The 20,874-nt window shown below is 67.0% G+C and carries 20 protein-coding genes; 14 read left to right on the top strand and 6 right to left on the bottom strand.

What is annotated here, in order from left to right; translation table 11 throughout:
- Nucleotide 1: 1 nt before the first annotated feature.
- On the bottom strand, nt 2-985 hold the full coding sequence (locus ASD87_RS03075; RefSeq protein ID WP_056316992.1) for a tripartite tricarboxylate transporter substrate binding protein: 984 nt from the start codon (nt 983-985) through the stop codon (nt 2-4).
- Between the two features lie 127 nt (nt 986-1,112).
- Between ASD87_RS03075 and gcvA the strand changes: the two genes are divergently transcribed.
- Together gcvA and ASD87_RS03065 are read left to right on the top strand one after the other, a co-directional pair.
- A complete protein-coding gene (gcvA, locus tag ASD87_RS03070) occupies nt 1,113-1,994 on the top strand; it encodes a transcriptional regulator GcvA (protein WP_056316990.1) in 882 nt (293 codons plus the stop codon).
- Between the two features lie 135 nt (nt 1,995-2,129).
- Entirely contained in the window at nt 2,130-2,630 is a 501-nt protein-coding gene (locus ASD87_RS03065) for a hypothetical protein (RefSeq protein ID WP_056316987.1), read from the top strand.
- Between the two features lie 26 nt (nt 2,631-2,656).
- On the opposite strand, the gene ASD87_RS03060 is transcribed toward ASD87_RS03065, so the two are convergent.
- Entirely contained in the window at nt 2,657-3,460 is an 804-nt protein-coding gene (locus ASD87_RS03060; RefSeq protein ID WP_082586205.1) for a helix-turn-helix transcriptional regulator, read from the bottom strand.
- 219 nt (nt 3,461-3,679) lie between these two features.
- Here ASD87_RS03060 and ASD87_RS03055 point away from each other — a divergent pair, with 219 nt between their 5' ends.
- The 3 genes from ASD87_RS03055 to ASD87_RS03045 are packed head-to-tail and all read left to right on the top strand — an operon-like array spanning nt 3,680 to nt 6,010.
- Entirely contained in the window at nt 3,680-4,648 is a 969-nt protein-coding gene (locus tag ASD87_RS03055) for a tripartite tricarboxylate transporter substrate binding protein (RefSeq protein WP_056316983.1), read from the top strand.
- A complete protein-coding gene (locus ASD87_RS03050; RefSeq protein WP_056316980.1) occupies nt 4,641-5,522 on the top strand; it encodes a PhzF family phenazine biosynthesis protein in 882 nt (293 codons plus the stop codon). Before ASD87_RS03055 ends, ASD87_RS03050 begins: the two co-directional genes overlap by 8 nt.
- Nucleotides 5,510-6,010, top strand: a complete 501-nt coding sequence (locus ASD87_RS03045; protein ID WP_056316978.1) for a RidA family protein — start codon at nt 5,510-5,512, stop codon at nt 6,008-6,010. Before ASD87_RS03050 ends, ASD87_RS03045 begins: the two co-directional genes overlap by 13 nt.
- Nucleotides 6,011-6,101: 91 nt before the next feature.
- Here the strand turns inward: ASD87_RS03045 and ASD87_RS03040 are convergent, their stop codons facing one another.
- Complete coding sequence (locus tag ASD87_RS03040; protein ID WP_056316975.1) at nt 6,102-6,653, bottom strand: Dps family protein; 552 nt, start codon at nt 6,651-6,653, stop codon at nt 6,102-6,104.
- Nucleotides 6,654-6,810: 157 nt separating this feature from the next.
- Between ASD87_RS03040 and ASD87_RS03035 the strand changes: the two genes are divergently transcribed.
- A complete protein-coding gene (locus tag ASD87_RS03035; protein ID WP_056316972.1) occupies nt 6,811-7,989 on the top strand; it encodes an MFS transporter in 1,179 nt (392 codons plus the stop codon).
- 15 nt (nt 7,990-8,004) lie between these two features.
- Here ASD87_RS03035 and ftrA read toward each other — a convergent pair whose 3' ends face one another.
- Entirely contained in the window at nt 8,005-9,033 is a 1,029-nt protein-coding gene (ftrA, locus tag ASD87_RS03030) for a transcriptional regulator FtrA (RefSeq protein ID WP_056316969.1), read from the bottom strand.
- 120 nt (nt 9,034-9,153) lie between these two features.
- Here ftrA and ASD87_RS03025 point away from each other — a divergent pair, with 120 nt between their 5' ends.
- Nucleotides 9,154-9,591, top strand: coding sequence for a rhodanese-like domain-containing protein (locus tag ASD87_RS03025; protein ID WP_056316967.1), 438 nt, complete (start codon nt 9,154-9,156; stop codon nt 9,589-9,591).
- Between the two features lie 1,216 nt (nt 9,592-10,807).
- Here ASD87_RS03025 and ASD87_RS03020 read toward each other — a convergent pair.
- Nucleotides 10,808-11,020, bottom strand: coding sequence for a YbdD/YjiX family protein (locus ASD87_RS03020; protein ID WP_105238611.1), 213 nt, complete (start codon nt 11,018-11,020; stop codon nt 10,808-10,810).
- 21 nt (nt 11,021-11,041) lie between these two features.
- Nucleotides 11,042-13,123, bottom strand: coding sequence for a carbon starvation CstA family protein (locus ASD87_RS03015; protein WP_056316965.1), 2,082 nt, complete (start codon nt 13,121-13,123; stop codon nt 11,042-11,044).
- Nucleotides 13,124-13,439: 316 nt separating this feature from the next.
- Between ASD87_RS03015 and ASD87_RS03010 the strand changes: the two genes are divergently transcribed.
- The 7 genes from ASD87_RS03010 (at nt 13,440) to ASD87_RS02980 (ending at nt 20,861) form a co-directional block, all read left to right on the top strand.
- Entirely contained in the window at nt 13,440-14,864 is a 1,425-nt protein-coding gene (locus ASD87_RS03010; protein WP_056316962.1) for a cache domain-containing protein, read from the top strand.
- The gene (locus ASD87_RS03005) at nt 14,861-15,517 is read left to right on the top strand and encodes a response regulator transcription factor (RefSeq protein WP_056316960.1); all 657 of its coding nucleotides are present in this window, start codon (nt 14,861-14,863) and stop codon (nt 15,515-15,517) included. Before ASD87_RS03010 ends, ASD87_RS03005 begins: the two co-directional genes overlap by 4 nt.
- Nucleotides 15,518-15,665: 148 nt before the next feature.
- Nucleotides 15,666-16,211 carry a GTP cyclohydrolase I FolE gene (folE, locus tag ASD87_RS03000; protein ID WP_056316955.1) on the top strand — a complete coding sequence of 182 codons (546 nt, stop codon included), beginning with the start codon at nt 15,666-15,668 and terminating at the stop codon, nt 16,209-16,211.
- A gap of 212 nt (nt 16,212-16,423) precedes the next feature.
- Nucleotides 16,424-17,452: a taurine ABC transporter substrate-binding protein gene (tauA, locus tag ASD87_RS02995; protein WP_056316952.1), complete on the top strand. Its 1,029-nt coding sequence runs from the start codon at nt 16,424-16,426 to the stop codon at nt 17,450-17,452.
- Nucleotides 17,453-17,548: 96 nt separating this feature from the next.
- Complete coding sequence (locus ASD87_RS02990) at nt 17,549-18,385, top strand: taurine ABC transporter ATP-binding protein (protein ID WP_056316948.1); 837 nt, start codon at nt 17,549-17,551, stop codon at nt 18,383-18,385.
- Complete coding sequence (locus ASD87_RS02985; RefSeq protein ID WP_056316945.1) at nt 18,378-19,205, top strand: ABC transporter permease subunit; 828 nt, start codon at nt 18,378-18,380, stop codon at nt 19,203-19,205. The genes ASD87_RS02990 and ASD87_RS02985 overlap by 8 nt, the downstream gene beginning before the upstream one ends.
- A gap of 111 nt (nt 19,206-19,316) precedes the next feature.
- Nucleotides 19,317-20,861, top strand: coding sequence for a PLP-dependent aminotransferase family protein (locus ASD87_RS02980; RefSeq protein WP_056316943.1), 1,545 nt, complete (start codon nt 19,317-19,319; stop codon nt 20,859-20,861).
- The last annotated feature ends 13 nt before the right edge of the window (nt 20,862-20,874 follow it).

Here is a 20,874-nt window from a genome sequence, read left to right as displayed (position 1 = left end):
CTTATTCACTGCTTTTGATGCCGAGGGTGCGAATCAGCGCGCTCCAGCGGGCATATTCGGCGCGGAAGAACGTATCGAATTCAGCGGGCGTGCCCGGCTGCACCTGCAGATTGATGCCCTTCAGGCGCTCCAGGATCGCGGGCTCGGCCAGGACCTCATTCAGGTCACGGTTGATCTTCTGCTTGATGTCGTCCGGCAGGCCGGCGGGCGCGAACAGGCCATACCAGGCTTCCAGGCGCAGTCCGGGCAGGCCGGCCTCGGCGGCGGTCGGCACGTCGGGCAAGGCTTCCAGGCGCTGCGGCGACGCCAGGGCATAGGCCTTGAGCTTTCCACCCTTCACATGATTGATGACGTTGCCCGACGCAAACTGCACCAGCAGGTCGACCTCGCCGCCGATGGCCGCCATCGAGGCCTCCAGCGCGCCCCGGTACGGCACGTGCATCACGTCCACCTGGGCCTCGCGCTTGAAGATTTCGGTAAACAGCTGCAGCGACGACCCCGAGCCGTTCGAGGCGTAGGTGTACTTGCCCGGCTCGGCGCGAAAGCGCTTGATCAGCGCGGACAGATCGGCATCGTCGATGCCCGGACGGGTCAGGACCAGGACGGGCAGGCTGCCGATCTTGCCGATGCGCGCGAGCCCGTTCTCGACATCGATCTTGGCATTGGGATTGAGGGCCGGCAGCGTGGCCAGCTCATTGAAGGTCAGCATCAGCGTGTAGCCGTCGGGCTTGGCCCGGGCCACGTAGTCGGCGCCGATAAGCGTGCCCGCGCCCGGCTTGTTCTCCACCACGACGGCCTGCCCCCAGCGCTGCGCGAGCCGGGGACCGATCAACCGGGCAAGAATATCGGCGGTGCCGCCCGGCGTGGTCGGCACCACGATGCTGACGGGACGCTGCGGATAGTCGGCCGCCGACGCGGTCCCGGCCAGCACCGCGGCGCCGCAGAAGGCGGCAATTCCGATCCGTCGAACCAACGTTCTGAACATGGATTTCCCCTTATGGCTGTTCTTGGCCGCAAAGTCAGGCGGCCGTGCCATCTTGGGCGTTCGCGCGGCGGGGTTCAAACGACTTTATCTATGGCACACTTAACTTTTTGTTAACTGAACCGCCGCGATGACCGCCCTGCCTCCGCTCAACGCGCTGCGCTGTTTCGAGGTCGCCGGCCGCCTGGGCAGCATCACCAGCGCGGCCGAGGAACTGAGCGTGACGCCCGCCGCCATCAGCCGCCAGATCCGTCTGCTGGAGGAACACCTGGGGCTCAAGCTGTTCCTGCGCCAGCACCGCCGCATCGTGCTCACCTCCATGGGTGCGGCGTATCACGCCGACATCGCGCGCTGCTTTGGCGGGCTGCAGCGCGCCACGTCCGAACTGGGCGAACGCTCTCGCCGCCGCCAATTCGTCATCAAGGCGCCCCACAGCGTCGCCATGCGCTGGCTGCTGCCCCGGCTGTCGGGGTTTCACCGGCAGTATCCCGATATCGACGTCAAGCTGCACACGGCCGTGGACGCGCCGGACTTCGAACGCGAGGAAGTCGACGCCGGCATCTGCATGGGCGATGGCCGCTGGCGCGGCCTGGTGAGCTACAAGCTGATGGTCAATGAACTGCTGCCGGTCTGCGTGCCCGGCAAATGCGCGCGGCTGCGCACGCCCGCCGATCTGAAGGGAGAGATCCTGCTGCATACCCTGGCGCGCCCCGACTATTGGGAAATATGGCTGCAGGCCGCCGGCCTGACCGGGATCGACGTCACGCGCGGCCTGCGCTATGAATCGTCCGCGCTGGCCTACGAGGCCGCGCTGGAGGGCTACGGCGTGGCCATCGCACAAAAGCCCCTGGTGCAGAAGGAACTGGACGAAGGCCGGCTGGTGGCGCCCTTCGACCTGACCGTGGACCTGGGCGCGCAAAGCTATTATTTTGTCCTGCCCCCCGAAGACTACCGGCGGCCGTCGCCCGAACTGACGCAGTTCCGCGCGTGGGCAGCCTCCTGCGCGATCTAGCGCTGGCGGACTTTCGCCGAAAGCGGATCCCGATGTCCCGGTCCGCCTGCCGCGTTAGGCTACATTGCAGGGTCGCCAACCCGGCCCGCAGCCCCCTACAAGCTGCGCATCACCCCTTGCAGGAGCCGTACCGCAGTGAATGACACCTCCACGCCGGACACCGACCTTTCCGACGCGCCCAAAGAACAGCAAGCCACGCTTTGGCGCGACGACGGCTGGACCGCGCGCATCATCAAGAACGAAGACGACGACGGCTGGGCTGTCGAAATGACGCTGGACGGCCAGGCCGAGCCCGCGTTGGTCGGGCCCTGGACCATGGGCCGCGACAAGAAGAACCCCAAGCCGCTCGACGCGCCGGCCTTCCACACCCTGGTCAAGACTGCCAACGAAGTCCTGCGCCGCCACGAACAGCAATTGCACGCCACGCTGCACAAGAGCGTGAAGATCGACGCCGCCGAAGGCCGCCTGACCGTCAAGCTGGACATCGTTCCCGACGAGGACGAACCCTACGCCACGCTCAGCGCCTACGACGAATTGGGCGAGCAGCTCGCCCAGATCCGCGTGCCGCCGACGTACAAGCTGAACGTGCAGCGGGCGTCGGATTGGGCAGCGGGCGGGTTCGGCCGGGAAGGCTGAGCCCCGGTCCTTACGGAGCGGCGGCGCTAGCCCTGCTCCGCTTCCGCGTCCCAGTCGTCATCGCCGGCGTGCACGGCGCGCAGCAGCCGTCCCAGATGGCCGCTGCTGGAAAACCCCAGGTCGGCGCTGACGCTTGCGACGGATTCGCCAAGTGCAAGCCGCCGGCGCGCCGTCTGCGCCAGCACGAAGCGGCGCAGCGTGATGGGAGAGCGCCCATAGGTCTCGATGCAGGCGCGCTGCAAGCTGCGCGTGGTCGCGCCCAGCATGCTGGCCGACTCCGCAATCGCAGGCAGCGGCAGCCCCGCGTCCAGGCGATCGCGCAGCAGCGCCAGCCATTGCCGGGCGAGCGGCAGCGGCGGCTGCGGTGCGCGCGTGCGGTCCTGCAGGCGGGAGCCGGCGTCAAGCTGCGCAATTAGCGCCTGAACCAGCATCGGCAGCGCTGACGCCGACATCGCCGGCATCCATAGCGCATCAAGCATGGCTTGCGCCGCGCCATCCAGTTGCAGCACGCCGTCCGCCCCGCAGCTTCGCAGCAATTCGGGCGCCAGATAGAGCTCGCCATGCTGCTGCGTCACGCTTTCTGCGCGCGTGCTGTGCTGGACGTGGGATGGCAGCAGCAAGGCCTGTCCGCGCACCAGCCGGCAACGCCGGCGCGCGCCCTCCTCGTCGCGCCAGGCGCTATCCAGGGCGCCGGCGCGCGGCCACAGCAACATGGCGCAATCGTGTTCATGCCATTGAAACGCGTAGCGCGGCTGCCGGCTGGCCGCGAGCGCGAAGCCGGTCTGGGCAATCAGACCTTGTTTGGAAGATAGCGGGACGGAACGCATCATGACGGCGGGCAAGACAAGCGCCGAGTCAGGCCACGCTGGCAACGGCGGAATGGGGCGTTCGGCCAGTATCGGCGCGTGGCGGCTTTCCCGCAAGCGCGGCGGGGCGCCAACACCCGCCCCTGTCGCGTACGGGATCATTCCATGTCGCACCGCGGTTCGCTGCCGTCCGGACGTCTTGCTTACGATCTGGGTCATTCAAACCAGCACAAGGGGAAGTAGATGATCCGCGCACTGCCCGCCGCATTGCTATCGGCCGCCGTCTTGGCCTTGCCGGCCACCGGCGCCCTGGCCAAGTCCGCATGGCCCGACAAACCCATTACCCTGATCGTTCCTTTCCCGCCGGGCGGGGGCACGGACCTGGTCGTGCGCACCTTGCAGCCCGCGTTGTCGCGCGAGCTGGGCCAGACCGTAATCATCCAGAACACCGGCGGCGCCGGCGGCACGGTGGGATCCGGGCAGGCTGCCCGCGCGCGGCCGGACGGCTACACGGCCCTGGCGGTGACGACCAGCACCACCGCGCTCAGCGCCAGCCTGTACAAGAAGCTGCCCTACAACCCGGAAAAGGATTTCGACTACATCGGCTTCATCGGCACCTCGCCTTATGTGCTGGCGGTGCAACCAGCCTTGAAGGCGGCCACGGTCGACACGCTGACCGACGCCTTGAAGGCGCGCCGCACCGGCACGTTCGCCTCGGTGGGCGCGGGCACCGTGTCGCATCTGCTTGGCGAAATGTTCACGAAGGACAAGAAGCTGGACCTCACGCACGTGCCGTATCGCGGCGCGGCCCCCGCGTATACCGACCTGATCGGCGGGCAGGTGGACATCATGTTCGACAACCCGGTGGGGCTGGCGCCGTTCGTGCAGAGCGGCAAGCTGGTGGCCGTGGCCACCACAAGTCCCACGCCGATCCTGCCGGGCGTGCCGACCTTTGCCTCCCAAGGTATGCCGGCCTATACGCAGGTGCTGTGGTATGGCCTGGCCTTTCCCAAGCAGACGCCCGAAGCGATCGTGCAAAAGATGAATGCCGCGCTCAACGCGGCACTGCGCAATCCGGCCGTGGCATCGGACCTGGCCGCCAAGGGCGTGGACGGGCGTCCGGGCACGTCCGAAGCCCTCACGCAAGCCGTCTCACACGACCTTGCCTTCTGGGGCGACCTCATCACCAAGACCGGAGTTCAGTTTGACTAAGCCCGCCTTCCCTGCCGCGCCCGCCGAGCCGCCCCCCGGCCAGGCGATCCTGCTGCGCGTATTCGTCGATACGTCCCAGCCCCGCGAAGGCGGCAATCCGGTGCCGCTGGTGCTTGACGCGCAGGGCATGACGGCCAGCGACATGCAGGCCCTGGCCGCACACCACGGCCACGAGTCGTCCTTCGTTGTGCCGGCCGATGGCGATGACCATCTGTGCCAATTGCGATTCTTCGTGCCCGGCCACGAAATGGAGATGTGTGGACACGCAACCGTGGGCACGCTCTGGGCCCTGCGGCAATGGGGACGCTGGACGACGCCGCGCGCACGTGTTCAGACCCTGAGCGGCAGCGTGGATATCGAGTGGGACGACGCTGGCGATCGCGCCTGGGTGTCGCAGCCTGCCGTCGCCACCTCAGCGCTCACGCCGGCGCAATGCCGCTCGATCGCTGACGTGCTGCGCATCGATCCGGACTTGCCCGGCCTGCATATGATCAATGCCAGCACCAGCCGCGTGAAGACGTTGGTACGGCTGCCGGGCGTGGCCGAGCTGAACGCCTTGGCGCCCGACTTCGACGCGATGCGGGACCTCTGCGAGGCCATCGGCTCGACCGGTCTCTACCCTTATGCGCTGACGACGGATGGCGCCAGCGCGCGGCAATTTCCCAAGGCGTCTGGCTACCCCGAGGATGCGGCCACCGGCATTGCGGCCGCCGCCTTGTGGGGATACCTGAACGAGACGGGCAGCGTGCCGGCGGATGGGGTGTACACGGTCCGCCAGGGCGTGGCCATGGGATCGCCCTCGGCAATCCAGTTGCGCCTGCGCGGCGACGCCGCCGGGTGTTGGCTGAGCGGCGAAACGCAATGGATGCGCTGACCCGCCTCTGTACGGCCGAGTCGCGGCTGGCGGCAGCCGGCTGGCGCCTGCCCGCCGCGCCGGTTCCGCGTGGCGCCTATGCGCCCTACCACCTGGCGGCACTGTCAGGCGCAACACTGATCTGCGTCAGCGGCCAGGCCAGCCGGCGGGACGGCACACCCATCGTCGGAACATGCCGGCCGGGCGACGACCTGGACGCGGCCCGGGCGGCCTGCGCGCACGCGGCGCTGAGCGCGCTGAGCGCCCTGCGCGATGCCAGCGGCGGCAACCTGGACCGCGTACGCGCCATCGTGCAGCTGCGCGGCTATCTGCGCAGCGACGCGGAATTCGAACACCACAGCGCGGTGCTGGATGGCGCATCGCAGGTGCTTGAGGCCGCATTCCCGCATATGCCGCGCCCGGCGCGCAGCGCGGTGGGGGTGACCAGCCTGCCGGGCCGCAGCTGGGCCGAGATCGAAATCAGCGCGCTGCTGGACGACCGCGGCTGATCCTGCGACGCCAACCCGCCCGCTTTCTGGCGGGCGGCAGTGACGCGACGATACCGGTACGACTGACCCACCGCCCCGCCGGGCGGCAGGGTCAGTGCCCGGTCGAATCGCCCTGACGGCTGGCTTCGAACAGGAACCACGTGCGCCGCTCGGTCTCGTCGATCCAGTTTTCGATCAGGCTGGAACTGGCGATGTCGCGATGCTCGTCGGTGACGTTGTGCGCTTCGCGCAGCGTGGCCGCCAGCACCTTGTTGTCTTCCCGCAGCTCGGCCAGCATGTCCAGCGGCTGCACGAAGTCGGCGTCATTGTCCGAAATACGCTGCGAGCGCGAGATGTGGCCGATGGACCGCAGCGTCGTGCCGCCAATCTTCCGGATGCGCTCGGCGATGGGGTCCGTCATGGCGAACAGCTGGTCGCCCTGCTCGTCCAGCAACAGGTGGTAGTCCCGGAAGTGGGGCCCACTGACGTGCCAATGAAAGTTCTTGGTCTTCAGGTACAGGGCGAACACGTCGGCCAGCACCTGATTCAGCACGGCGGAGATGTCGCGAGTGGCGTCGGCCGCCAGGTCGGTGGGCGTTGCCAGCGGCGCCTTGCGACGGACCTTCAGCGCCTTGGTGGTCTTCTCATTCAGTTTCTTGGCCATGGATCGCACCTTTGTGAAATGAATCGGACAACACGATTGCGGCGCGGCATGAACCGCCCGCGAGGCACAGCGTAAATCTCCGGATGCGCTTTGCCAATGCCCGGCGCAGCGAAGGAGTATGCTACGCCGCTTCGCATCCCCCTGATCCCTTCCCACCATGCGCGGCAATCCCGACGCCAGGCAAGGCGCCATCGCGTTGCACGGGTTCTATTTCCTGTATTACGGCCTGCAGGGCGTAAGCATTCCCTTCCTGCCCTTGTGGTTCGCCAGCCGGGGCTTGGACCCGGCCCTGATCGGGCTGATCGTCGCCACGTCGTTCCTGCCCAAGATCGTGTCGACGCCGATCGTGGCGCACATCGCGGACCAGACGGGCCGCGCCCACGCGCTGATCGCGTCGGCGCTCGCGGCGTCCCTGGTTCTTTTCGTGTGCTATCCGTTCAGCCAGACTTCAGCCTGGCTGCTGGCCATCACGCTGTTGCTGAACGCGGTGTTCCCGGCCGTGCTGCCGCTGATGGACCGCATGGCCATTGCGAGCGGGCGCGGACAGGGCAATTCCTACACGGTGATGCGCGCGTGCGGCTCGCTGGGCTTTGCCACGGTGACGGTGGCGGGCGGGTATCTGATCAAGACGTTCGACGCGGATTGGGTGATGTGGCTGTCGATCCTGCTGATCGTCGCGTGCCTGGCCTGCGTGCGGCTGCTGCCGCAGGCGGCGCGGCCGGCGCCTCAAGAATCCCAGGCGGACCGCGTCCGGTTGCCGATGCGCGAAGTGCTGCGCGACCGCCCGTTGCTGCTGTGCATCGCCGCGGCCTCGCTGGTGCAGGCAAGCAACGGCTTCCTGTATTCCTATTCGACGCTGTACTGGACCGCGAGCGGCCTGTCGACGGCGATGATTTCGCTGTTGTGGGTGGTGGGCGTCGCTAGCGAGGTCCTGTTCTTCTTTCTGGCGCCGCGTATCCTGGCGCGCACGGGTGCGCAGTGGCTGATCCTGGCCTCGGCCGTCATGACGGCGATCCGTTGGGCGGGCCTGTCCGCCACCACCGACCCCACGCTGATCGCGGGCTTGCAGTTGCTGCAGTGCTTCACCTTGGCCGGCAACAATGCCGCCATCATGTGGTACATCACCCGCCGCGCGCCCGCCGCCTGCAAGACTTCGGCAATCGCCCTGTACGCCATGCTGTCGGGCGGCGTGTTCATGTTCGCCAGCATTCAGCTCGGCGGCGCGCTGTACCGCAGCTTCGCCCCGGGCGGCTTTCTGGTGATGGCGCTGTGCGCGGCCGCGGCCGCACCATTGGTGATGGTCTCGGAGAAGCTGCGTCGGCGCGAGGCGAGCTGAACGTGGCGTTGGCGTTCAGCGCGTGCGCGGGGCGGCGATGGTATCGCGCGAATCGCCGCTGACGCCTGAACCGCGCTTGAATGCTGCCGCGTTATGGCCAAACTTTTCGCGGTAGGCGGCCGGACTGGTCAGCACGATACGCCGGAAGTGCCGGCGCATGGACTCCTCGGAACCAAACCCGGCCAGCTCGGCAATGCGGCCCACGGACAAGCGCGCCTGCGATTCAAGCATTTCACGGGCCGCGGCCACGCGTTCGCGGATCAGCCATTCATAGGGGGCCATGCCGGTGGCCTCTTGGAATTGCCGTTGCAGCGTGCGCGGACTCATCGCGGCGCGGTCCGCCAGCGACCGCAACGTATGCGGCGACGTGCAATGCTGCCGCATCCAGTCCATCAACTTGGCCAGGCGCCCGCTTTCGTCGGACGGCATGGGCCGCGGCACGAACTGCGCCTGCCCTCCTTCGCGGTGCGGCGCCACCACAAGCCGCTGCGCGACTCGATTAGCCACCGCCCCACCATAGTCGCGGCGCACCAGGTGAAGCAGCATGTCCAGCCCGGCCGCGGAGCCGGCCGACGTGATGATCTGTCCGTCATCCACATACAACGCATCGGGTTGAACCCGCACCTGCGGGTAACGCTGCTGCAGCTTTGCGGCATATCGCCAGTGGGTGGTCACGGTCTTCCCGTCGAGCACGCCGGCGGCGGCCAGAACAAAAACGCCGGAACAGATCGAACAGAGCCTTGCCCCGCGCTGATACGCCGCGCGAAGCTTCTTTAGCAACGGCGCGGGCGGCAATTCGTCGGCATCGCGCCAACCGGGCACGACGATGGTGTCGGCACGATCAAGCAACTTGAGGGTATAAGGCGCGGCCACGGTAATGCCGCCGGCGGCGCGCAGCGGGCCAGGCTCGCTGGCGCACACGGCGAATCGATACCAATCGACGTCAAGCTCTGGACGCTCGAGCGCGAACAACTCGGTCACGCAGCCGAATTCGAAAGTACAGAGCCGGTCGTAAGCCAGCGCGACAACGAGGTGATTTCTCATGGCGTAATATTACCGGCAAATGTCATTTACGCCACTTATCGGCGAGGCGGCGCGACGCCAGAATGGGGCTTCTGGATCTTGCTTCCAGATGCCACTAATCCTCCTTTTAAGAGTTCCAACATGCCCACGACCAACGCCGTCACCGCCATCCCCGCCGCCGACAGCGCAACCGCCCTCGCCCACTTTCACGCGTCGCTGCAATTCGAGACCGATTGCGCCGACGTGGCAGGCGCCCTCGCCTCGGGCACCCCGGGCTTCGTGCTGCTGGACGTGCGCAGCCCGGCGCTATTCGCCCAGAGCCATGTCCCGGGCGCGCTGAACCTGCCGCACGGCAAGATCGTCGAATCGAAACTGCTCAACTATCCGGCCGACACGCTCTTCGTGACGTACTGCGCGGGTCCACACTGCAACGGGGCCACACGAGGCGCACTGCGGTTGGCGCAGTTAAGCCGTCCCGTGAAGGTGATGACTGGCGGCATCACCGGCTGGGTCGACGAAGGGTTGCCGCTTGAGGGCTGCGTGGCAGGCCGGATTGAGGGTGAGCGCAGAAGTGCCTGAGATGGGCGTTGAATTGTGAGTTGGCTGATGCTGGTGTTTAACGGTTGCTGGTTGCTGGTGGCTGGTGCGGGTGCGGGTGCTGGTGCTGGTGCTGGTGCTGGTGCTGGTGCTGGTGGTCGGGCGGGGTTCTTGAGACGCCCGGTGCGGCGTGGGCCTGGGGCGGGCGGGGCTCCGATTGCGGTCCGGAGCCTTCGCTCCGGACTCCCCCATCCTCATCCTCGTTGCCGCCTCCGGCGGCTGCCTTCGGATTCCGTCGGGCGCATCTAAACGCCCCGCCCACCCCAGGCCCACGCCACACCGGGCTTTGCAGTTGAATCTTCTCGGGCGGCGGGGGGATTCGGGTTCTTGAGGTTCTTGCACACAGTTGTGTGGAAGAGAGAGATCTTGCGGGGCCCGCCCCCGGGCGGCCGCGCGGGCAGCCTTCGTGGGCTTACGCGGCGTCTTGCGTCGAGGTGATGACGCTTCGCGTGTGGCGGCTTCTTCTTCAAGGTGTCTGACACCCTGGTGAGATGCCCTTCATACCAAGTTCACCTCCCGAGGGTGTCAGACACCGGCAGCAGCAACTACTGGCACGTTCGTAAGCCTGATTCAGGTGCCCGACACCCAGGCAAGATCGCGACATACCAATTGCATTCAGACGTGCAAGACACCATTGGCAATTCCCCTTCGCGCATGGCTGCTGATGGTTCAGATATCAAGCGCCCACACGCCGCGCTCGCCACTAATCGTCAGGTCAACTCCAGTGCCCGATGGGCGGCGCGCGTACTGGTCGGCAAGCTGCCATTGTCCGTGGACGCGCGCCGCCCATCACCGCCCCCCCCCCCGCGTTGGAGCGCCCACCAGAAAACGACCTTCTGCCAGCGCGCAAGCGCACACCGCACCGACGACCCACGGCTCCGATGCCGATTGCCGCCGCCCGGGCGGCAGCAATTCGGCGGCCCCGCAGATCCCCTTCCCTGCATACAGGTCTTACAGCGCGACATACCAAAGACCCGAAGATGACAACGGGGCAGTCCGGAGCGAAGGCTCCGGACCGCAATCGTGGGCGATCGTGCCCACGGTGACCGCGGCGTCGGGCGACCTACGAAGATCGTGCCCCCGCGAAGATCCTGCCGCCTACGAAGTACCGACCACCTAAGAAAACCGCACCCCAGCCAAAGACAGCAAAGACACACAAAAAAAGGCCCTGCATCAGCAAGGCCTTCCATCCACCCAATCAGCAGCACCCAATCCGCTTCTTCCCCCCGTATCGCGCCTCCTGGCGCTCCCGGAAGAAATCCTCGTAGCTCATTGGCTCCTGCTCAGGATGCGTGCGCCGCATATGCTCGACATACGTCTCGTAATCCGGCACGCCGACCATCAGCCGGAGCGTTTGCCCCAGGTAGCGGCCGGCGGCGCCGGCCGCGGAAGTCATGTTGCTGAACAGCATGCGGCTTCTCCTGGGTTGCGGTCAGTCGGCGCCGGCGGCTGCGGGCAGCGTCTCGTACGGCGTTTCGCGGGACGTCGGCTTGTTTTCGTTGCGGGCGCGCTGCACCGACTTCAAGCCGAACACCACGATGCTCACCACCACGAAGATGAAGATCGCGCACAGGCCTGCGTTGATGTAGTCGTTCATCACCACGCGCGACATCTCGCCCAGCGACTTCGCCGGCGCCAGCACCTTGCCTTCGGCAATCGCGGCGTTGTACTTGTCGGCGTGGGCCAGGAAGCTTACGCGCGGGTCCGAGTGGAACAGCTTTTGCAGACCGGCGGTCAGCGTGCATGCCAGCAGCCAGAGCGTGGGCAGCACCGTGACCCAGGCGTAGCGGTCGCGCTTCATCTTGAACAGGACGACCGTGCCCAGCGTCAGCGCAATCGCGGCCAGCATCTGGTTGGCGATGCCGAAGAGCGGCCACAGGGTGTTGATGCCGCCCAGCGGATCAACCACGCCCTGATACAGGAAGTAGCCCCACGCCGCCACGCACAGGCCGGTGGCGATCAGGTTGGCGGGCAGCGAATCCGTGCGCTTGAGCGACGGGGCGAACGTGCCCAGCAGATCCTGCAGCATGAAGCGGCCTGCACGGGTGCCGGCGTCCACGGCGGTCAGGATGAAGAGCGCCTCGAACAGGATGGCGAAGTGGTACCAGAATGCCATCATGCCCGGGCCGCCCAGCGCCTGATGCAGGATGTGGGCCATGCCCACGGCCAGCGTCGGCGCGCCGCCGGCGCGCGAGATGATCGTGCTTTCGCCCACGTCCTTGGCCGTCTGCACCAGCTCGGCCGGCGTGATCACGAAGCCCCAGCTCGACACCACCTGGGCGACCTGGTCCGGCGTCGTGCCGATGACGGCTGCCGGGCTGTTCATGGCGTAGTAGATGCCGGGCTCGATCACGCAAGCCGCCACCAGCGCCATGATGGCCACGAAGGATTCCATCAGCATGCCGCCGTAACCGATGTAGCGGGCCTGGGTTTCGTTTTCGATCAGCTTGGGCGTGGTGCCCGAGGAGATCAAGGCGTGAAAACCGGACACCGCGCCGCAGGCGATGGTGATGAAAAGGAACGGGAACAGGTTGCCCGACCACACCGGACCGGTGCCATCGATGAACTGGGTCAGCGCGGGCATCTTCAGTTCGGGGGCCACGACCACGATGCCGATCGCCAGACCCACGATGGTGCCGATCTTCAGGAAGGTCGACAGGTAGTCACGAGGCGCCAGCAGCAGCCACACGGGCAGCACCGAGGCGATGAAGCCGTAGACGATCAGGATCCAGGTCAGGCCCTTGCCGTCAAAGTCGAACATCGGGCCGATGACCGGATGCGCGGCCACGTCTTGACCGAACGTGATGGCCGCCATCAGGCCCAGGAAGCCGATGATGGACACCTCGCCGATCTTGCCCGGGCGGATGTAGCGCAGGTAGACACCCATGAAGAGCGCGATGGGGATCGTCGCGGCCACCGTGAAGGTGCCCCACGGCGAATGCGTCAGCGCCTTCACGACGATCAGCGCCAGCACGGCCAGGATGATGACCATGATCATGAACGCGCCGAACAGCGCGATCACGCCGGGGATCTTGCCCAGTTCCGACTTGACCAGGTCGCCCAGCGAGCGGCCGTCGCGGCGGGTGGAGATGAAGAGGATCGTGAAGTCCTGCACGGCGCCGGCGAACACGACGCCGGCCAGGATCCACAGCATGCCGGGCAGATAGCCCATTTGCGCGGCCAGCACCGGTCCGACCAGGGGACCCGCGCCGGCGATGGCGGCAAAGTGGTGGCCGAACAGCACGTGCTTGTTGGTGGGCACGTAGTCCAGGCCGTCGTTGTACTTCCAGGCCGGCGTCATGCGCGTGGGGTCAAGCTGGAAGACCTTGCGTGCGATGAAGCGGCTGTAGTAACGGTAGGCGATGAGATAGACGCAGACGGCGGCGATCACCACCCATAGCGCGTTGATGGTCTCCCCTCTGGCCAGCGCCACGGTGCCCAGCGCAAACGCGCCCAGTACCGCAACCGCCAGCCAGACCAGGTGCTGACCCAGTCCCTTACTGCTGGTGTGCATAAGTGCTCCTCTTGCCTCCCGCCATGCTCTTGGCGTGAAACGCTTTTTTCGTCCCGCGGAAGGCAGACTCATTGTTGTGGGGTGGCGGACGCACGCGTCCACGCTTGCGTCGGGTCGACGCGGGCGCCAGTATTGCCGCCCGCCCACGGCGCCAACAAGCGCGGAACTACGCAAGCGGGCTACGTGTTACTACGCCATGCGCCGCAGCAAAATTCCGTGGAAATCGTAAAATCCCCCGAACTTTCCGCGTTCCTGCCTCGGCGCCCCGTCGGTTGATGCGTCGCAGCAAAGCCGTCCCGGGCTGATACAAATCCTTATGAAGCTGCGTCTCAAAATTTTGCTGCTTGCGGCAGTCCCGCTGCTGGTGGCCGTCGCCGCCATCACGGTCGCCGTGTACGTGCAGGGACTGCAACTGGCGCAGCGCGAAAAGCAGGTGGTTGAAACCGCCTGGCTTGCCAGCAAGGAAGGCGAACTGCGCCACTACGTGAACCTGGCCTACAGCGCCATCGCGCCCCTGCAGGCCGCGGGCGACGACGAGGCCACGCGCCAGCGCGCGCTTGAACTCCTGTCGCAGATGGAGTTCGGGCACGACGGCTACTTTTTCGTCTACGACCTGAACGGCAGGAACCTGATGCACCCGCGGCAGCCGGAACTGGTCGGGCAAGACCTCTGGAACCTGCGCGACACGCAGGGTCAGCCCGTCATCCAGAACCTGCTGACGGCGGCGCGGCGCGGCGGGCAGCAGGGCGAGGTGGTGCATTACCTCTGGGAGAAGCCGTCCACCAACCAGACCGTCGAAAAGCTTGGCTATGTCGTGGTGCTGGAGCGCTGGGGCTGGATGCTGGGCACCGGCATCTATCTGGACGACGTGCAGCAGGCGCTGGTGCGGATCGACGCCGCGGCGCAGGCCAATATCCGGGACATGTTTGCGTGGGTGGCGGGCATCGCGGCCGTGTCGATCCTGGGGGTGGCGGCCTGCGGCCTGGCGCTCAATATCAGCGACCATCGCCAGTCCGACGCCAAGCTGCGCCTGATGGCCCGCCAGATCGTGCGTTCGCAGGAAGACGAGCGCGCGCGCCTGTCGCGCGAGCTGCACGACGGCATCAGCCAGGTGCTGGTGTCGGTCAAGCTGTCGCTGGAGGCCGCTCGCGAACGGCTGCGGCAGTCGCACCCCGACGATCCCCGCGTGCTTGCGCACATCGACACGCCACTGGGCGGCGCGCTCGACCGGCTGAACACGGCCGTCGGCGAAGTCCGCCGCATCTCGCACAACCTGCGCCCCACCCTGCTGGACGACATGGGCCTGCCCGCGGCGCTGGAGCACCTGGGCCGGGAATTCGCCATCCGCGCCGAGGATGGCGCGCCGCCGCTGACCGTGGACCTGCATACCGTCGGGCAGCCGGTGAAGCTGCCCGACGCCTACGCGACCGCGCTGTTTCGCGTGACGCAAGAAGCGCTGACCAACGTGATGCGCCACGCGGGCGCGACGCGCGCGGACCTGACGCTGGCGTACTCGGCGCGCGACCTGCGCCTGACCATCAGCGACGACGGCTGCGGCTTTGACGATGCCGCCGTCCAGCAAGACCCCCATCGCGGCATCGGGCTGCGCAACATGCGCGAACGCATGAGCGCGCTGTCCGGCACCCTGACCTTTCATTCCACCGCGCAAGGCACGACCTTGCAGGCCTGGCTTCCCCTGCCGCCCGCCGGCGCCCCGCTTTCGACCCCTCGCCAAGCATGACCAACAAATCCGACGCTATCCGCCTGCTGCTGATCGACGACCATCCCCTGGTGCGAGACGGCCTGCGCCTGCGCCTGGAAACCGTGCCGCAGCTGCGGGTGGTGGGCGAAGCCGGCAACGCCGCCGCCGCCCAGGCGTTCCTGGCCGCCTGCATGGCCGAAGACCCGCAGGGCGGCACCCTGCCCCATCTGGCGCTGATGGACCTGAACATGCCCGGGGTCGGCGGCCTGGAGCTGACGGCGTTCCTGCACGAGCGCTATCCGCAGATTGCGGTGCTGGTGCTGTCCATGCACGACAACCCCGAATACATGGTGCAGGCCGTGAAGGCCGGCGCCCGCGGCTACCTGCTCAAGGACGAACCGGCGCAGGAGATCATCGCCGCCATCGACGCCGTCATGGCCGGCCGCAGCTACTTCAGCGCCGCGGCGGCGGTGCGGCTGTCGCAGGCCAGCGCGCTGGCGACGCTGCTCACACAGCGCGAGCGCGACGTGCTGCGGCACATCGCGGACGGCCATGCCAACAAGCAGATCGCGCAGATGCTGGGATTGTCCGTGCGCACGGTCGAGACGCACCGCCTGAACATCAAGCGCAAGCTGGGCATCGACGGCCAGGCCGAACTCATCAAGTACGCAGTGGAAAACCGGGGCGTCTGAATGCCGCAAATACCCCCACGCGCCGCGGGCAAGCGCGCATTCCGACTTGGCCGCTGAGGTAGACTTGCGACACGAACGCATCCCCGATGCCGCCCTGCATCAACCCACGCATCACCGCGCGCCAGAGGGCGCGCCGCCAGGAGTCCCCATGTCATTGGAAAAGCACTACACCGCCATTCTCGAAGCACTAGGGGAAGATCCGTCCCGCGAGGGGCTGGCCGACACGCCCGCCCGCGCGGCCAAGGCCATGCGTCACCTGTGCCGGGGCTACGACCAGAACCTCGAAGAGATCGTCAACGGCGCCTTGTTCACCTCGGACACGCGCGAGATCGTCCTGGTCAAGAACATCGAGCTGTACTCGCTGTGCGAACACCACATGCTGCCCTTCATCGGCAAGGCGCACGTCGCCTACCTGCCGGCCGGCAAGGTCCTGGGCCTGTCCAAGGTCGCGCGCATCGTCGAAATGTATGCGCGCCGCCTGCAGATTCAGGAAAACCTCAGCCGCCAGGTCGCTGAAGCCGTGCAAAGCGTCACCGGGGCGGCGGGCGTGGCCGTCGTCATCGAGGCCCAGCACATGTGCATGATGATGCGCGGCGTCGAAAAGCAGAATTCGTCCATGGTCACCTCGGTGATGCTGGGCGAGTTCCATGAAAACCCCTCTACCCGGGCTGAATTCCTGAGCCTGATTCGCTGAACCGGCGATCTCATCCTTTTGGCGCATATCGCGGGCCCGCCCGCTGCGACGACGATGCCCGTTCGGGCATTGCCGGCGCAGCCGGCGGGCCTGGCCGCTTTTGGCTCCTACTGATCCGGACATCTGGCCCTAGCGTTCTGGTCCCATCCGGGCAAACTGGCACCAGCAAGCCGGTCGCGCCGGGGCGCGGCCGTTCTCTCCCGGAGATCTCCATGAACGCGATATACCGCCTGATTCGCCGCTGCACCCTGGCCGGCCTGGCCGCCGCGCTACTGGCTGCGCCCGCCTACGCGCAGACCAAACTCGTGGTGGGCTATCAGCTCATCGTCGGGCCTTTCCTGTCCTCGATCGCGGACGGCAGTTTCGACAAGGCCCTCAAAGAGGCCGGCTACCAGGTGGACTGGCGCCAGTTCACCTCGGGCGGCGACATCTCGACCGCGCTGGCCTCGGGCAACGTGCCGGTGGGCGTGCTGGGTTCCACGGGCATCACCTCGGCCGCCACGCGCGGCGTGGACATGCAGCTTTTCTGGATCCTGGACAACATCGGCAAATCCGAAGCGCTGGTGGCGCGCAACGGTTCCGGCATCAACAGCACGGCGGACCTGAAAGGCAAGCGTATCGCCACGCCGTTCGTGTCGACGTCGCACTTTCACCTGCTGGTCGGGCTTGAGCAGGTCTGGAAGGTGCCGCCCCGGGATGTGCGCATCCTGAACATGCAGCCGCCGCAGATCGTGGCCGCCTGGCAGCGTGGCGACATCGACGCCGCCTACGTGTGGCCGCCCGCCCTGACCGAGATCGCCAAGACCGGCAAGATCATCGCCGACTCCGAACAGATCGGCGCGGCCAGCGTGCCGACGTTCGACGGCATCGTCGTGGACAAGGCCTGGGCGCAGAAGAATCCGAAGTTCATGGCTGCCTTTACCGGCGTGCTGGCCAAGTCGTATGCCGACTACCGCGCCAACAGCGCCAAGTGGACGGCCGACTCGCCGCAGGTCAAGGGCATCGTCAAGCTCATCGGCGGCAAGCCGGAAGACATCGTCGAGGCGCTGGGCCTGCTGGTGTTCCCGACCGTTGAAGAGCAGGCGTCCAAGACCTGGCTCGGCGGCGGCAAGGACTCGGGCGCGGCGCGCGCCTTCGCGGCCAGCGCCAAGTTCCTGAAGGACCAGAAGCAGATCGACAAGGCGCTGGACGACTACAGCCCGTTCGTCACCGACCAGTACGCGAAGGCGGCGGCCAAGTAATCACCACGCCCGGCACGGCGCCACCCCGGCGCCGGCCGCCGCGACAGGGCGGACCCGGCAGCCGCCGGCCCCGCCACAACGACCAGGGGGAGCAGCATGACCATGCAGCAGTCCACATCCGCCGCGCAGCGCCTGTGCGCCGAAGGCGTCAGCGTCACCTACCCCGGCCTGCACGACAGCGGCCCGGTGATCGCGCTGCACGACGTCAACCTGACGATCCAGCCGGGCGAATTCGTCGTCGCGCTCGGCGCGTCGGGCTGCGGCAAGACCACCTTGCTCAGCCTGCTGGCGGGATTTCTGTCGCCAACCGAGGGCGAGATCACGCTGGGCGGCAAGCCCATCGTCGGCCCGGGCGCGGACCGCGGCGTGGTGTTCCAGAAGCACGCGCTGCTGCCCTGGCTGAACGTGCTGGAAAACACCGAGTTCGGCCTGAAGCTGCAAGGCGTGGACAAGGAAACCCGCCGCGCCCGCGCCCGCCGCAACCTGGAACTGGTGGGCCTGCAGGATTTTCACCGCCACATGATCTACCAGCTGTCGGGCGGCATGCAGCAGCGCGTGGGCATTGCGCGCGCGCTGACCTGCGACCCCGCCATGCTGCTGATGGACGAGCCCATGGCCGCGCTGGACGCGCTGACCCGGGAAACCATCCAGGAATTGCTGCTGGACATCTGGCGGCAGACCAACAAGATGTTTTTCTTCATCACCCACAGCGTGGAAGAAGCGCTCTTTTTGGGATCGCGGCTGATCGTCATGTCGCCGCGCCCGGGCCGGATCACGCACACGTTCGAGCCGGCGTTCAACCGGCGCTACCTGGAGACCCGCGATGGCCGTGGCATCAAATCCAGTCCCGACTTCATCGCCATGCGCGAACAAGTCCTCGGCATCATCTACGGGGACGAGCGCGCCGCCGCCCCGCACGCCCTCCATGCCTAAGCGGCGCACCGGCCACACGCCCGCCGCGCCGGGCAAGGTCTACGGGGCGCCGGGCGCCGGCTACAGCGGGCACATCAGTCTCCTGACCAGCCTGGCGCTGCTCGCGCTGTGGTTCCTGGTGACCAGCGCCGGCTGGGTGCGGCCGCTGTTCCTGCCCTCGCCCATCGCCGTGTACGACAAGTTCGTCTTTGCCATGACCGAGGGCGTGGCCAACTCCACGCTGACCGAGCATGCGCTTGCCAGCCTGGGCCGCGTGTTCGGCGCGTTCTTCCTTGCCTGCGTGACCGCGATCCCGGTCGGCATCCTGATGGGCGTGAACCGGTATGCGCGCGGCGTCTTCGACCCGCCCATCGAGTTCTACCGGCCGCTGCCGCCGCTGGCCTATCTGCCGCTCATCATCATCTGGTTCGGCATCGGCGAGTTTCCGAAGATCCTCTTGATCTACCTGGCGATCTTCGCGCCCATGGCGATCGCCGCGCGCGCGGGCGTGCGCTCGGTGTCCATCGAACAGATCCACGCGGCCTACGCCATGGGCGGGACCAGCCGCCAGATCGTCTGGCACGTGATCCTGAAGGCGGCGATGCCCGAGATCTTCACGGGCATGCGCATCGGCATCGGCGTGGGCTGGACGACGCTGGTGGCCGCCGAAATGGTGGCGGCCGACCGGGGCCTGGGATTCATGGTGCTGAACGCCGCGCAGTTCCTGGCCAGCGACACGGTCATCATGGGCATCATCGTGATCGGCCTTTTTGCCTTCGCGTTCGACCTGCTGGTGCGCTACCTTGAACGCTTCGCCATCCCGTGGAAGGGACGCATCTGACAGGGCAATCCCGCATTCCTTCCCCCATCCGGCTCCTTTATTCTGAGACTCGGACCCACCGGGCGCCGCAGCGCCGCGCCCGGCCGTGCCGAGAGTCAAAAGGAGCCAGCCATGTCCAGCCAGGCCTCGATGCTCAAGCCTGTGTTGTGGGAACGCCTGTTCGAAAAGGCCAGCGCGCCCAACCTCAGCCTGCAGGGGCGCGTGCGCCAGATGCTGGTGTCGGCGATCCTCAGCGGGCACCTGCCGCCCGGCATGCCCGTGCCGTCCAGCCGCTACCTGGCCGACCAGTTGCGCATCGCGCGCAACACCGTCGTGTTTGCGTACCAGCAGCTGGTGTGCGAAGGCTATCTGGTCTCGCGCGAACGCAGCGGCCATTTCGTCAGCGATACCGTCATGGAGGGCCACTCCGGCCCCGCCGCCGACGCCTCGCCCGCGGCACCCGCCCATGCCGGCGGCGTGCGCTGGGACGAGCGCCTGCGCTTTCGCCCCACGCGGCAACGCAACATCACCAAGCCGCGCGACTGGCAGAAGCAGCCCTACCCTTTTGTGTACGGCCAGTTCGACCAGGACCTTTTTCCCACCGCCGAATGGCGCGAGTGCTGCATCAAGGCGCTGTCGGTGCTGGACATCCGCAGTTGGGCGCCGGACCTCATCACGCACGACGACCCGGCGCTCATCGAACAGATCCGCACGCAGGTGCTGCCGCGCCGCGGCGTGTGGGCGGACGCCGAAGAGATCGTCATCACCGTCGGCGCGCAGCATGCCCTTTACTTGCTTGCCGACCTGCTGGTGAACGAAGATACGGTGGTCGGCATGGAAGACCCGGGCTATCCGGACGCGCGCAATATCTTTGCCAGCCACACCCGCCACCTGCTGCCGCTGCCCGTGGACGAACAGGGTCTGCGCACCGGCACGCAGCTGCTGGGATGCGACTACCTGTTCGTCACGCCTGGCCATCAGTGCCCCACCACCGTCACGCTGTCGATGGAGCGTCGCACCGGCCTTCTGGCGCTGGCGCGGCAGGCCGACAGCCTCATCATCGAAGACGACTTCGAAAGCGAAAGCCGCTGGGGCGAAGGCGCGATCCCCGCGTTAAAGAGCCTGGACCGCGACGGGCGCGTGATCTATGTGGGAAGCCTTGCCAAGTCGTTCGCGCCGGGGCTGCGCATCGGCTACATCGTCGCGCCGCGCGAGCTGGCGGCCGAACTGCGCGCGTTGCGCCGCCTGATGCTGCGCCACCCGTCGGCGTATATCCAGCGCGCGTTCTCGCTGTTCATCTCGCTGGGGCACCACCATTCGCTGCTGCGGCGCCAGTCGCAGGCCTATCAAAAGCGCGGCGCCGAACTGGCCCAGGCCCTGGCGCGGCACCTGCCGGACTTCACGGCCATCCCCATCACGGGATCATCGTCCTGCTGGCTGCAAGGCCCGCCGTGGCTCAATGCCGTGGCGCTGTCCGAAGCCGCGCTGGCCGAAGGCGTGGTGGTCGAGCCGGGCGACGTGTTCTTCATGGACGGCGCGAACGCGCCCCGCAACTTCCTGCGCGTGGGGTTCACATCGATCCGCCCCGAGCACATCGAGCCGGGCATCGCCCGGCTGGCCAAGGTGGTCGACGCACAGCGCCGCGCGGCGCAGGACCTTGTGCTTGACGGTGTCTGACGCCTTCGCACAG

It is taken from the genome of Achromobacter sp. Root170, from assembly GCF_001428165.1.
Lineage (GTDB): Bacteria > Pseudomonadota > Gammaproteobacteria > Burkholderiales > Burkholderiaceae_B > Achromobacter > Achromobacter mucicolens.
This window is presented reverse-complemented; position numbering and strand designations above follow the sequence as displayed.